The organism is Streptomyces sp. NPDC001020, assembly GCF_053599115.1.
Genome location: NZ_JBSFLQ010000031.1, coordinates 12,520 through 24,911, shown reverse-complemented (window position 1 = coordinate 24,911; position 12,392 = coordinate 12,520). Strand labels below are relative to the sequence as shown.

Annotated in this window: 12 protein-coding genes; 11 read left to right on the top strand and 1 reads right to left on the bottom strand. The window is 69.5% G+C overall.

All coding sequences use genetic code 11. The features are described from left to right. Positions 1 to 3: 3 nt before the first annotated feature. From ACWDEX_RS26195 to ACWDEX_RS26160, 8 genes are all read left to right on the top strand, one after another. Positions 4 to 1,017, top strand: coding sequence for an ABC transporter permease (locus ACWDEX_RS26195; RefSeq protein WP_450466488.1), 1,014 nt, complete (start codon positions 4 to 6; stop codon positions 1,015 to 1,017). Between the two features lie 431 nt (positions 1,018 to 1,448). Beyond that, positions 1,449 to 2,111, top strand: a complete 663-nt coding sequence (locus tag ACWDEX_RS26190) for an urease subunit gamma (RefSeq protein ID WP_450466486.1) — start codon at positions 1,449 to 1,451, stop codon at positions 2,109 to 2,111. Further along, entirely contained in the window at positions 2,095 to 3,948 is a 1,854-nt protein-coding gene (locus ACWDEX_RS26185) for an urease subunit alpha (RefSeq protein WP_450466484.1), read from the top strand. The genes ACWDEX_RS26190 and ACWDEX_RS26185 overlap by 17 nt, the downstream gene beginning before the upstream one ends. Before the next feature lie 79 nt (positions 3,949 to 4,027). Continuing rightward, positions 4,028 to 4,702 (top strand): urease accessory protein UreF, encoded by a 675-nt coding sequence (locus tag ACWDEX_RS26180; protein ID WP_450466482.1) that lies wholly within the window; start codon positions 4,028 to 4,030, stop codon positions 4,700 to 4,702. 27 nt (positions 4,703 to 4,729) lie between these two features. Continuing rightward, the gene (gene ureG / locus ACWDEX_RS26175) at positions 4,730 to 5,425 is read left to right on the top strand and encodes an urease accessory protein UreG (protein ID WP_450466480.1); all 696 of its coding nucleotides are present in this window, start codon (positions 4,730 to 4,732) and stop codon (positions 5,423 to 5,425) included. After that, positions 5,422 to 6,417, top strand: a complete 996-nt coding sequence (locus ACWDEX_RS26170; RefSeq protein ID WP_450466478.1) for an urease accessory protein UreD — start codon at positions 5,422 to 5,424, stop codon at positions 6,415 to 6,417. The genes ureG and ACWDEX_RS26170 overlap by 4 nt, the downstream gene beginning before the upstream one ends. Before the next feature lie 575 nt (positions 6,418 to 6,992). Then, on the top strand, positions 6,993 to 7,241 hold the full coding sequence (locus tag ACWDEX_RS26165) for a hypothetical protein (RefSeq protein WP_450466476.1): 249 nt from the start codon (positions 6,993 to 6,995) through the stop codon (positions 7,239 to 7,241). Between the two features lie 115 nt (positions 7,242 to 7,356). Continuing rightward, positions 7,357 to 7,890: a GNAT family N-acetyltransferase gene (locus ACWDEX_RS26160; protein WP_450466474.1), complete on the top strand. Its 534-nt coding sequence runs from the start codon at positions 7,357 to 7,359 to the stop codon at positions 7,888 to 7,890. A gap of 45 nt (positions 7,891 to 7,935) precedes the next feature. Here the strand turns inward: ACWDEX_RS26160 and ACWDEX_RS26155 are convergent, their stop codons facing one another. Beyond that, the gene (locus ACWDEX_RS26155; RefSeq protein WP_450466472.1) at positions 7,936 to 8,832 is read right to left on the bottom strand and encodes an NADP-dependent oxidoreductase; all 897 of its coding nucleotides are present in this window, start codon (positions 8,830 to 8,832) and stop codon (positions 7,936 to 7,938) included. A gap of 125 nt (positions 8,833 to 8,957) precedes the next feature. On the opposite strand from ACWDEX_RS26155, the gene ACWDEX_RS26150 reads away from it, so the two are divergent. The 3 genes from ACWDEX_RS26150 to ACWDEX_RS26140 all read left to right on the top strand — a co-directional run bounded on the left by ACWDEX_RS26150 (position 8,958) and on the right by ACWDEX_RS26140 (position 12,243). Then, positions 8,958 to 9,368 carry a winged helix-turn-helix transcriptional regulator gene (locus ACWDEX_RS26150; protein ID WP_450466470.1) on the top strand — a complete coding sequence of 137 codons (411 nt, stop codon included), beginning with the start codon at positions 8,958 to 8,960 and terminating at the stop codon, positions 9,366 to 9,368. A gap of 192 nt (positions 9,369 to 9,560) precedes the next feature. Continuing rightward, positions 9,561 to 11,012 carry a Gfo/Idh/MocA family protein gene (locus tag ACWDEX_RS26145; protein WP_450466468.1) on the top strand — a complete coding sequence of 484 codons (1,452 nt, stop codon included), beginning with the start codon at positions 9,561 to 9,563 and terminating at the stop codon, positions 11,010 to 11,012. 415 nt (positions 11,013 to 11,427) lie between these two features. Beyond that, on the top strand, positions 11,428 to 12,243 hold the full coding sequence (locus ACWDEX_RS26140) for a class I SAM-dependent methyltransferase (RefSeq protein ID WP_450466628.1): 816 nt from the start codon (positions 11,428 to 11,430) through the stop codon (positions 12,241 to 12,243). Positions 12,244 to 12,392: the final 149 nt, after the last annotated feature.

Genomic DNA, 12,392 nt, shown 5'->3' with positions numbered 1-12,392 from the left:
GCCTTGACCACATCAACAAACCCAACGGCCCGCGAGCGCCACACCGACCACGGTGATCGAGAGAGCCTGCTGACCAAGATCCTCGTACGTCAGGAAACGACACTCCTCCTGGTGATCCTCGCCGTTGGCGCTGTGGCGGCGTCCCGCAACGGCCTCTTCCTGACCAACGCGAACCTGACCGAGATCTTCCGCAACAGCGTGATCTACTTCGTGATGGCCTGCGGTGCAGCGCTCCTGATCATCGGAGGCGGCCTGGACTTCTCAGCCGGCGCCATCTTCACGCTCGGTGCGCTGGCGACGTGCCAACTGATGGTCAACGGGGCCGCGTGGCCGTTGGCGGTGCTCATAGGGTTGGCGCTCTGCTGCGCGGTCGGTGTCGTGAACTTCGCGATCATCACCTACCTGCACGTACCTCCCATCATCGCGACGCTCGGCACGTCCTACATACTCACCGGCATCGACAACCTCGTGACTGGGGGCAACGACGTGTTGCCGTTGCCGACGGCATTCCAGAGGATCGGACAAGGGAGCATCGCCGGCATCCCTAACATCGTCCTCATCGCGATCGTGGTCGGTGTCGTGTTCTGGTTCCTGCTCGAGCGCAGCCGGTTCGGAGTGAACGTCCGCGCCCTGGGCGGCAACCGGCAAGCCGCCGTGGGCAATGGCCTGCGGGTCTTCCGTCTCGACGTGGCGCTCTACGTAGTCGCAGCGGCCACGGCCGCGCTCGCCGGCATGCTCTACTCCGCGCGCGTCGGGGCGGGACAGGTCACCGCGGGCGGGACGTCCACCACCCTCATCGCGATCACCGCGGTCCTCATCGGCGGTGTCAGCCTGATGGGCGGCATGGGCAACATCCAAGGCGTCGCGATCGGCGCCGTCCTGCTCTCCCTCGTCGACAACGCGCTGGTGCTCTCGAAGATCCCTCCGCAGTACAACACCATCGTGGTCGGCGGGATCCTGGTCTGCGCCGTCGCGGTCGACTACCTACGGCGTTCCCGGATCTTCCGCAAGAGGTAGACAGGACGCCTGGTGCAGGGCACGAACCGCCACCGCTGCCGCTGCTGCTCTGGCCCCGCCGGCCGCCGCCCCCGACAAGTCCCGCTGGGGCCTGAACATCGATGCCCTGTAGCGCCGGAGCCCGCGGGCGCAGGGGCTTTCTGACCGCACCATGCGCGAGCCCGGGGCATGGACTCTGTCGGGCGGGGGAGGGGAGCGCGGCCCAGGCGCTCGTGTGACGTGGTGAAGGGGGCGGTCGGGGTGCCGGCGGCTGCGCCCCTGGACGCCCCCGCTTCCGGTTCATTCCTTCAGGGCCCCTGGGACCGATTCCCCCGCATCAAGTCTTCGCCTTCCCGATGATCAGTGTCTGGCGCACGCACAACGGGCATCGCACCGCGTTGCTCCGATGAGGCGGCGTCCGGACGAGAGCGACGATCAGGAGAGGGGGCCATATGCATCTGACTCCGCACGAGCAGGAACGTCTGCTGGTCCACGTGGCGGCCGATGTCGCCCAGCGGCGCCGGGAACGCGGACTGTTGCTGAACTACCCCGAGGTCATGGCGCTGTTGACGGCGCACGTCTACGAGGAGGCGCGGGCCGGAGCCACGGTCGACGCAGTGATGGAGTCCGGCCGGCATGTGCTGCAGCGCAGCGAGGTCATGGATGGCGTGCCGGAAATGATCAACAACGTCCAGGTCGAGGCGACGTTCCCGGACGGCACGAAGCTGGTGACCATCCACGACCCGTTCGACGAGGCGGCCACCAAGGTGGACGTCCATCCGGGGAAGCTGGAGCTGCTGCCGGACGAGGACGAGTACCGGGTGGCGTTCAACGAGGGCGCCTCGCCCGTGCCGCTGTGCGTGTCCAATCCCAAGAACCGTCCGATCCAGGTGGGCTCCCACTTCCACTTCGCCGAGGCCAACGGGGGCCTGGAGTTCCCGCGTGAAGTCGCCCACGGCATGCGACTGCACATCCCCTCCGGCACCTCCGAGCGGTTCGAACCCGGTGACGAGCGGACCGTGATGCTGGTGCCCATCGCAGGTGAGCGGATCGTCCACGGACTCCAGGCCGGCAAGAGCGACGAGGAGAAGCACCTCGATGCCCGACAAGACTGAGCAACCCGACAAGACCGAGCACCCCTGGGACCCGCTGCTGCGGTCCCGCCATGCCGACCTGTTCGGGCCGACCTCCGGGGACCGGGTCCGGCTCGCCGACACCAATCTCGTCCTGAAGGTGGAGGAGGACTGGTGCGGCGGGCCGGGGCGCAGTGGCGACGAGATGGTCTTCGGAGGCGGCAAGGTGGTCCGCGAGTCCATGGGCCAGTCACACATCCCGCGTGACGACCCGCGCAAACCGGTGGACACGGTGATCACGGGCGCGCTGATCCTGGATCACTGGGGCGTGGTGAAGGCCGACGTCGGGCTGCGCGACGGCCGGATCCAGGCGATCGGCAAGGCCTACAACCCCGAGACAATGTCGCAGCGGCCTCACGAAGATCCGCGCGCTTCCCACTTCGTCGTGGGCCCCGAGACGGAGGTCATCTCAGGTAAGGGACGGATCCTGACCGCGGGTGGCGTCGACACTCATGTGCACTTCCTGTGCCCGGGACAGATCCACGAGGCGCTCGCGTCGGGCGTGACCACGCTGATCGGCGGCGGCACCGGCCCCGCCGAAGGCAGCACGGCCACCACCGTGACGCCCGGCGAGTGGCACATCCAGCGGATGTTCGAGGCGCTGGACGCCTTCCCGGTGAACGTCGGCCTCCTCGCGAAGGGCAGCACCGTCTCCGAGAAAGCCCTGCTCGACCAGGTCGCGGCAGGTGCCCTCGGCTTCAAGATCCACGAGGACTGGGGCGCCACCCCGGCGGTGATCGACGCGGCTCTGGAAGTGTGTGAGCAGACCGGTGTCCAGGTCGCGCTGCACGCCGACTCGCTGAACGAGTCAGGTTTCGTACAGAACACCCTGGCCGCGACCATGAAGCGTGGCGACAAGACGACGGACGTCAAGTACCGCAGTCTGCACATCTTCCACATCGAGGGCGCCGGCGGCGGCCACGCCCCGGACATGATCGAGCTCGTGCAACAGCCGCACGTCCTGCCCGCCTCGACCAATCCGACCCGCCCCCTGACGGTGAACACCGTCAAGGAGCATGTCGACATGATGGTCGTGTGCCACCACCTCAACCCCGAGGTCCCGGCGGACAGGTCCTTCGCCGACTCCCGGATCCGGCCCTCCACCATGGCTGCCGAGGACCTGCTGCACGACATGGGCGCCATCTCGATGATGTCCTCCGACGCCCAGGCCATGGGCCGCATCGGCGAGATGATCATGCGGACCTGGCAGACCGCACACGTCATGAAGTCCCGCTACGGCCACCTGCGCGAGGACGACGCGCACGCGGACAACTTCCGGGCCCGGCGCTACATCGCCAAGTACACCATCAACCCGGCCATCACCCACGGCATCGACCACGAGGTCGGCTCCGTCGAGACCGGCAAACTCGCCGACCTGGTGCTGTGGGAGCCGAAGTTCTTCGGCGTCAAACCCCATATGGTCATCAAGGGCGGTCAGATCGCCTACGCGCAGATCGGCGACGCCAACGCCTCCATCCCCACCCCGCAGCCTTACCTGCCGCGCCCGGTCTGGGGCTTCCAGGGCCGCTCCCCGGCGGCGAACTCCTTCAACTTCGTCTCCGAAGCGGCCCTTGGCGGCCGTCTTCCGCAGACCGGCCTGCTCAAGCCGCTGCGGGCGATCCGCTCCACCCGCGGCGTCACCAAGGCCGACATGGTGCACAACAACGGAGTGCCGGACATCAAGGTCGATCCCGACACCTTCGAGGTCACCATCGGCGGCGCCACCACCTCCGACGTCCGCACCACCGTGGACGGACACGAGGTCGGCCGCAACTACGCCACGGAACTGCCCATGGCGCAACGGTACTTCCTCTTCTGACCACTCTCCTCGACCGGGCCGGCCACGCCGACCGGGCCGGCCCCTCCCGCCTTCTCGTGAAAGGCGACCCTGTCACCCCATGAGCCGCACCGCCCTGCTCGTCCTGGCCGACGGCCGCTTCCCCGCCGGAGGGCACGCCCACTCCGGCGGCATGGAAGCCGCCGTCGCCTCCGGAGCCGTCCACGACAGCCCCAGTCTGGAGGCGTTCTGCCGCGGGCGGCTGCACACCGCCGGACTGACTGCGGCCGGTCTCGCCGCCGCGGCCGCCACCGGATACGACGCCCTCGCCCTGGACGACGCAGCCGACACCCGCACCCCCGCACCGGCCCTGCGCGGTATAGCCCGTCGCCTGGGCCGGCAACTGCTGCGTGCCGCCCGCGCCACCTGGCCCTGCACCGACCTCGACCACCTCGCCTGCCACCGCCCCCACGGCGCCCACCAGCCGGTGGTCCTCGGCGTCGCGGCCCGCGCCGCCGGACTCACCCCGCTCGACGCCGCCCATGCCTGCGTGTACGAGAGCGTCGGCGGCCCGGCGACCGCCGCCGTGCGACTGCTGAGCCTCGACCCCTTCGACGCCACGGCGGTTCTGGCACGACTTGCCGACGACTGCGACACCGTCGCCGACGCCGCGGTCGCCGCGGCAGTGCGTGTCACCGCGGAGGGCGTCACCGCCCTGCCCGCCACGTCCGCCCCCTTGCTGGACATCACCGGCGAACAGCACGCCGCCTGGACCGTCCGGCTCTTCGCCTCCTGACCCCTCCCGCCCCCACCTGGAGCCCCCATGCATCTCGACCATCCCGTGACCATGCCGCACCGCCACACCCACAGCGCCGATCCCCAACGTCCGGACGGCAGCCGCCGCGCCCTGCGGATCGGCTTCGGCGGACCGGTCGGCTCGGGCAAGACCGCCACCGTCGCCGCCCTGTGCCGCACTTTGCGGGACCAGCTCTCCATCGCCGTGGTCACCAACGACATCTACACCCAGGAGGACGCCGCCTTCCTGCGCCGCGAGGCCGTACTGCCACCGGAGCGGATCACCGCTGTCGAGACCGGAGCCTGCCCGCACACCGCCATCCGCGACGACATCTCCGCCAACCTCGAAGCCGTCGAGCAACTCGAACAGACCCTGCACCCGCTCGACCTGATCCTCATCGAGTCCGGAGGGGACAACCTCACCGCCACCTTCTCCCGCGGACTCGTCGACACCCAGGTCTTCGTCATCGACGTGGCCAGCGGCGACGACATCCCCCGCAAGGGCGGCCCCGGCATCACCACCGCCGACCTCCTCGTGGTCAACAAGACCGACCTCGCGCCGTACGTCGGAGCCGACCTGGACACCATGACGGCCGACACCCGCAAGCAGCGCAAGGACCTGCCGTTCGCCTTCACCAGCCTCACCACGGACGACGGGATCCGACCCGTCACCGACTGGGTCACCCAGTGCGTCACCGCCTGGCGCGCCGGGGCCGGCCGATGAAGGCGACTGCCCAGGCACCGGCCGCAGACCTCCCGCCGCGTCACGAGAAGGGCACAGCGCACAGCCGGCGGTCAGTGAAGGCCGACACGGTCGAAACGCCGAACCCGTCCGGCGACGAACCCCGTGCCACCGGCCCGGACCCCACACATCCCGCCGGCATCCGCGCCACCGCCCGCCTCCGGGCCACCCACAACGGCCGCACCACCACGCTTCCCCTGCTGCACAGCGACGGCCCCTTCCACCTGCGTCGGCTGCGGCCCCGCGGGGACCGGGCACGGGTCTGCGTGCTGGGCGCGATGAGCGCGCCCCTCGGCGGAGACCGACTCGCGATGGACATCACCGCCGAGGCGCACACCCGGCTGGAGGTGACCACAGCCGCCGCCACCATCTCCCTGCCCGGCTCCACCCCCGACCCCGCCACCTACGACGTACGACTCACCGTCGGCAAGGACGCGTCCCTGCACTGGCTGCCCCAGCCGCTGATCAGCGCCGGCGGCAGCACCCTGCACCAGACGTACCGGGTGGAACTCGCCAGCACCTCCCGGCTGCTTCTGCGCGAAGAACAACTCCTCGGGCGCTCCGCCGAGCCGCCGGGCCACCTGTCCACCCGGCTGACCGTGCGGCGCGACGGCCGGCCCATCCTCGACCAGCACACTGCCTACGGCGCCCCGGCACCGGCCTGGGACGGACCCGCCGTACTGGGCGGCTACCGCGCCACCGGACAGCTCCTCCTCATCACCCCCGACCTCGACGCGCCCCCCGCCGCGGTCCTCTTCGGCGACCCGGGAGGAGGGCAGTGCGTTCTGGCACCCCTGGCCGACAGCGCGGCGCTGCTCGCCACCGCCGTCGCACCGACCCTCGCCCAGCTGCGCCGCCTCCTCGACGCGGCCCTCACCCACACCTACCTGGCGCCGGAACATCCTGTGAGAGCGGCTCACTACACCCGCTCCCGGCATAGCTCGATCCGGCCCCGGCCGTCGAAAAGTACCTGACCGAGACCCGCGTCCGACCCCGCGGCCCACCGAGTTCGCACCCCACGTAGGCTGCGTCCGTCGAGGGGGGGCATTGGCCTATCCCAGGTCCGTCCCGGGTTTCTACGGCAAATTCGGCCCCTTGATCATTCAGGAGTGCCCGAAGCTCGGCCACGACTCCGAGGGCCGCAAGCCGCGCCTCGTCACCAACGTGTACGCCCTCGGGGTGGAGAACAAGCCCTCGCCCCAGTCCCTGCGCACGGCCGTACGCGTCGCCAACGGCGCCAACGCCGAGATCGGCTGCGGGGCCGACCCGCTGCCGTTGCCGGACCGCGTCGAACCCACCCGGAAACTGTCCCTGAGCCAGGCGGAGAACACCATGTGCGGCTGGCTGGCTGGCTGGCTGGCTGGCTCAGGCCATGCTGCCCAGGAGCCCGTCCGGCAGGGAGTGGCAGGTGCTCGCCCCCACAGACGAGCGGGCCCCGATCACCAGCTGCGCGCTGATCGACTCCGGGACGGGCGAGTCCGCGGTGAAGCTCACCGGCTGGTAGGGCGGTTGGACCGGCAAGCCCTTCGAGACGCTGCTCTCGGCCAACATGCGGATCCCGAAGGGGCACAGCCCCCACGACGCGCTGCTCGGCGAGAACTTCGGCCGCGCCAAGGCCCGATGTGCCGGGGAGCCCGCCAATTTCCTCGCCACCAGCTACACCCGCGACAGTTCCCCCGCGCTGCCGATGAGCAAGGTGCGGCACCTCCTCAACGAGTTCGCTGCGGACCAGGCCAAGCGCCGCGGCTGCACCGGTCTGGAACTCCCCGGCCGCACAGTCCACCCGAGGTGGCACTGACGGCCCCGCGCCTCCAGGGAAGCACCGGCGCGGAGGTGCTCATGTGGTTCCGCAGCGGCAGCGCGGGTGAGCGCCGGATTACCGGTGAGGCCCTTGTCTTCGGCAGGATGGGCGCATGACCGAGATCCGCACACCCCGCCTCCTCCTCCGTACCTGGCACGACGACGACCTTGCGCCGATGGCGGAGATCAACGCGGACCCACGGGTCATGCGCTGGATCGACGACGGCTCGGTGCGCGACCTGGACCAGACGGCCGAGGACATCGAGCGGTGGGAAGAGGAGTGGGACGAGGAGGGCTTCGGGCTCTTCGCCGTCGAGTTGCTGGCCTCGGGCGAACTGATCGGCTTCACGGGACTGTCCGTGCCCGAGTTCCTGCCGGAGGTGATGCCCGCCGTGGCGATCAGCTGGCGGATCGGCTCGCAGTTCTGGGGCCAGGGATACGCGTCCGAAGCCGCCTACGCCACATTGGAGTTCGCTCTCCAGGACCGCGGCCTGGAGAGCGTCATCAGCATCAACCGGGTGGGTGACAACGCCTCCGAGAACGTCATCCGCAAGCTCGGCATGGTGCCCGAGAGGGAGACGTCACACCCGGAGTACGGCTACCCGCTGCGCGTTCACGCCATCGACCTCACCGAGTTCCAGGCATGAACCGGCCGAACCGTCGATCACCACGAAACAGCCGACCACTGCCTGTCAAACGAGCACCAGCCGCCCCCGCACACCGCCTTCCGCGAGCCGGGTGTGGGCCTTGGCTGCCTCGTCCAGGGCGTAGGTCTCGGCCACCCGCAGGGTGAGCACTTCCTCGTCCACCAGGCGGGCCAGCTCGGCCAGCCGGGTACCGTCGGGGCTCACCTCCACCGCGGTGGTCCGCACCCCGCGCACGGACGCGGGATGTGCCCCCGGCATGACGCCGACGTAGGAACCCCCGTCCCGCACCCACTCCAGCGCCCGTTCGCCGAGCAGCGCCGCATCCAGTACGGCGTCGACGCTTGCCGGTTCGACGACTTCGCCGGTGATGAAGCGGGACGCGCCCAGGGAAAGTACGAGCTCCTCGTCCGTCTCACGGGCCAACGCGGTCACCGAGATCCCGCGGTGAGCGGCGAGCTGGACCGCGAACCCACCGACGGCCCCCGCCGCGCCCGTCACAAGCAGTGATCCACCGGGCGCCAGACCCAGCAGATCCAGGGCCTGTACGGCGGTCAGCGCGTTCAACGGAAGGGTCGCCGCGTGCACGGCGTCCACCGTCGACGGCGCCTTGGCCACCGCGTCCGTATCCACGACGACGTACTCGGCGTGCGTACCGAGCGGCTTCGTCGTGCCGTAGGCCAGGGCCACCACCTCGTCGCCCACGTTCCAGGCTCCGTCCGCACCCACCCCCACCGCGTCCACGGTCCCGGCGGCGTCCCAGCCGAGCCCGACCTGCCGGCCCGCCTCGCCGAAGACGCCGGCCCGCATCGCCCCGTCCACCGGATTCAGCGCGGCCGCCGCCACCTTGATCCGTACCTGCCCAGCCCCCGGCTCGGGCACCCCGGTCTCCACGATCTCCACGGCCTCGGGCCCGCCGAACAGCCTCACCACAGCAGCACGCATGACTTCAACTCCCCTTGTCAGGTTGGTTGCTTCGGTATCTCCTCCGCTGCGCACAACCCTAGGAAGAGTTACTATTCATCGGTAAGTAGTTACCTCGGAGTGCGTATGTCCCCTGAAGGTGAGCCATGGCGACCATGACCGCGGCCCAGCGGCGCGAGCAGGCCCGATTCGAGTACGACGCGTTCATCCGGAGTTGCCCCACCAACCAGCTCCTCGACCGCATCAGCGACAAATGGGTCAGCCTCGTGGTCGCGGCCCTGTCCGCGGGCCCCATGCGCTACAGCGACCTGGGCCGCAAGATCGCCGGGGTGAGCCCCAAGATGCTCACCCAGACCGTGCGCGCCCTGGAACGTGACGGCATCCTCACCCGCACGGTCACCGCGTCGGTCCCCGTGCGCGTCGACTACGAACTCACCCCGCTGGGCAGCAGCCTCGCCACCCTGCTGACCGCGGTGAAGGACTGGGCGGAGACCAACTTCGACGAGGTACACGCGGCACGCGAGCGCTACGACTCCGACAACCGCGGCACGCCCTGACTGGATCTTTGCAATCCGTTCCGACAACCGCTCACCTGTTGGCGACCTCACCTGTCCGGGCCTTGACGCCCTCCGGCCAGCGACTGGAAGAAGCCAAAGTCACTGGTGGTCCGTCATGCCTCTTGAGTATCTGTCGTACCTCCCGCAGGGTGGCAAGCGCTTGCAGCGAACCCATCCAGCGACGGAGGTCCGATGCACGACGAGAACGCGACACCGGTCCCTGACGACTCCGCTGACGGCTACTCCCGGCGCGCGATGCTGCGTGGTGTCGGCATCGCCGGTGCAGGTCTCGGCTTTGGCGCGTTGGCCGGTGGTACGGCACACGCCGCCGCCGGCGACGCCCCGGTTACGGCATCTCCCGCAGCCGACCAGGCCACCGATGCGGCACCCGCCCGTAAGGGCGAGACGATGATCGGGGTGCCGTTCGAAAGACGCGGAACCGTGCGGGTCGGCATGATCGGGCTTGGCAACCGCGGCGGCGGCATGATCGACCTGTTTCTGGCGATGCCCGGCGTCCAAGTCGTCGCTTTGTGCGATCCGGTCAAGGAGAAGACCGCGAGAGCCGCGAAGAAGGTGTCGGACGCGGGCCAGCCTGTGCCCGCGACGTACACGAAGGGCGAAGACGACTTCGAGAACCTGTGTAAGCGCGGCGACATCGACTTCGTGTACGTGGCGACGCCGTGGGACTGGCACTTCGAGATGGCGAAGACGGCGATGCTGAACGGAAAGCACGTCGGTGTGGAGTGCCCGATCGCCCTACGGCTCGATCAGCTGTGGGAGCTGGTCGACCTGTCCGAGCGCACGCGACGGCACTGCATGCAGTTGGAGAACTGCTGCTACGGCCGCAATGAGATGCGGGTGCTGCGCATGGCGCACGCCGGGAAGTTCGGGCGGCTGCTGCACGGCGCCGGCGCGTACATCCACGACCTGCGCGGTCTCATGTTCGATCCGCACTATTACGAGGGTCCGTGGCGGCGGCTGTGGCACACACGGCTGCGCGGCGACCTCTACCCGAATCACGGGTTCGGCCCGGTCGCCAACTACATGGACATCAACCGTGGTGACCGCGTCACCCACATCTCCAGCTTCGGGACGCCCTCGTTGGGGCTCGCCGAGTACCGCGAGGCCAAGATGCCGCACGGCGACCCGAGCTGGAAGGAGACGTACATCGAGAGCGACCGCACGATCAGCCTCGTCCAGACGGCGAAGGGCCGCGTGATCCGGCTGGAACACGATGTCTCCACACCACACCCCTACTCCCGGATCAACAGCCTCGGAGGCACGAAGGGTGTCTTCGAGGACTACCCCGAGCGCATCTACATAGAGCCGGACCACACCAACGACAGCTGGGGCGACTTCTCGAAGTACTCCGACTGGGATCACTGGCTCTGGAAGGAGCACTCCAACCCGCCCGGTGGGCACGGCGGTATGGACTACATCATGGTGTTCCGCCTGATGCAGTGCATGCGGCTCGGCCTGGTACCCGACTTCGACGTGTACGACGCGGCGACCTGGACATCGCCGGTGCCGCTCAGCCATGCATCGATCAAGGCGAACGGCGCGCCCCAGGCGATCCCCGATTTCACCCGCGGCCTGTGGGAGAAGGCACGCTCGGGCGTGGACTCGCAGAAGCCGGAGGGGTGACGGTCTCTGCGAGGTGAAACCGAGCCGCAGGCCCGGTGTGAAGTGGCGCACCGGGCCTGCGGCAACCACCTCAGGTCCTCTGAACTCGTCTCACTTGGCCCGGCCGTTGCTTCGTCGGTGGCCTGCGAGGTCGCACGCGGCAGACGCAGCGCCGAGGGGGTCTCCGCGTGCTCCGGCACGAAGGTGATCTCGCGGTCGAGCCGATCGGTGGCGCAGCATGTGTGCCGTCATGCGTTTCGACCGGTGACGAGCTGGTGGACGACTCGTTGAGCCGGTACCTCCAGCACCGGACGCAGCGAGCTTCCCGGCAGACCTTTCCGGCCACAGCAATGGCTCCACTCATCAGGCCCCCGTGGAACGGGTCATCTACGCTGGCTCGGTGACTGATGAGCAGGAGCGGGTGCAGCCGTCGGGAGTGTGGGCCACGGCGGTGGGGGTGGCCAGGGTGCGGGCGCTGGAGACCGAGCGGGAGAACGCGCTGTTCCGTGACCCACTGGCACAGGCCTTCGCCGCCGCCGGCGGCCTGTGGCCCTCCTCGCCCCCGCTGCCCGGTGACGAGGCCGCGCGACGCCGCCGGCAGGCCGTGTCGTTCTCCATCGTCATCAGGACGAAGTTCCTCGACGACCTGTTGCAGCAGGCCTCCGCGTCCGGGGTCCGGCAGGTCGTGCTGCTCGGCGCCGGAATGGACAGCCGGGCCTTCCGGATGGACTGGCCCGAGGGCACCCGGCTGTTCGAGGTCGACACCGCTGCGCCACTGGACTTCAAGGCTTCGGTGCTGCGCCAGGAGCGGGCCGTCGCACGCTGCGAGCGGATCACCGTCGCGGTGGATCTGCGTGAGGACTGGCCGGGCGCGCTGGCCGCCGCAGGGCACGACCCGGCGGTGCCGACCGTGTGGATCGCCGAAGGACTGCTGATCTATCTGCCCGAGGACGCGGTGGAGCTGCTGCTGGCCCGGATCAGCGCGCAGTCGGCGGCAGGCAGTCGGATGGGGCTGACGTTGGGCTCGCGCGGCGTGATCGAGCGCTTCGGTGCGGACGCTGTGCCGGGATCGGCGGCGTCCATGTGGGTCTCGGAGATGCCCGATGACCCGGTGGGCTGGCTGGCCGGGCACGGCTGGGATGCCGACAACCACACCCTGCGCGAGCGCGCTGCCGCCTACGGCCGACCGATCAGCACCCCGCCGCAGCGCGAGGAGCGGCCCGGCGGACTGATCTCGGCGGTCCGCCGGTAGAGTTTTCGGCACCCTCGGGTCGGGGATCTGACGGACGGTCAGTGGACCCGGCTTGAGGCGTTGTTGCCTCAGGGCTGTTGTACGCACTCGTGGAGCTGACGCTCGACCGCACCGCGCCATACCTGGTGCGGACTGGCGGACCGAGCGAC

Excerpts from the sequence above, each read along its gene's own strand:
- ACWDEX_RS26180 (WP_450466482.1), top strand. The coding sequence starts at position 4,028 with ATGAGCCGCACCGCCCTGCTCGTCCTGGCCGACGGCCGCTTCCCCGCC.
- ACWDEX_RS26165 (WP_450466476.1), top strand. The coding sequence starts at position 6,993 with ATGCGGATCCCGAAGGGGCACAGCCCCCACGACGCGCTGCTCGGCGAG.
- ACWDEX_RS26160 (WP_450466474.1), top strand. The coding sequence starts at position 7,357 with ATGACCGAGATCCGCACACCCCGCCTCCTCCTCCGTACCTGGCACGAC.
- ureG (WP_450466480.1), top strand. The coding sequence starts at position 4,730 with ATGCATCTCGACCATCCCGTGACCATGCCGCACCGCCACACCCACAGC.
- ACWDEX_RS26145 (WP_450466468.1), top strand. The coding sequence starts at position 9,561 with ATGCACGACGAGAACGCGACACCGGTCCCTGACGACTCCGCTGACGGC.
- ACWDEX_RS26190 (WP_450466486.1), top strand. The coding sequence starts at position 1,449 with ATGCATCTGACTCCGCACGAGCAGGAACGTCTGCTGGTCCACGTGGCG.
- ACWDEX_RS26185 (WP_450466484.1), top strand. The coding sequence starts at position 2,095 with ATGCCCGACAAGACTGAGCAACCCGACAAGACCGAGCACCCCTGGGAC.
- ACWDEX_RS26150 (WP_450466470.1), top strand. The coding sequence starts at position 8,958 with ATGGCGACCATGACCGCGGCCCAGCGGCGCGAGCAGGCCCGATTCGAG.
- ACWDEX_RS26155 (WP_450466472.1), bottom strand. The coding sequence starts at position 8,832 with ATGCGTGCTGCTGTGGTGAGGCTGTTCGGCGGGCCCGAGGCCGTGGAG.
- ACWDEX_RS26170 (WP_450466478.1), top strand. The coding sequence starts at position 5,422 with ATGAAGGCGACTGCCCAGGCACCGGCCGCAGACCTCCCGCCGCGTCAC.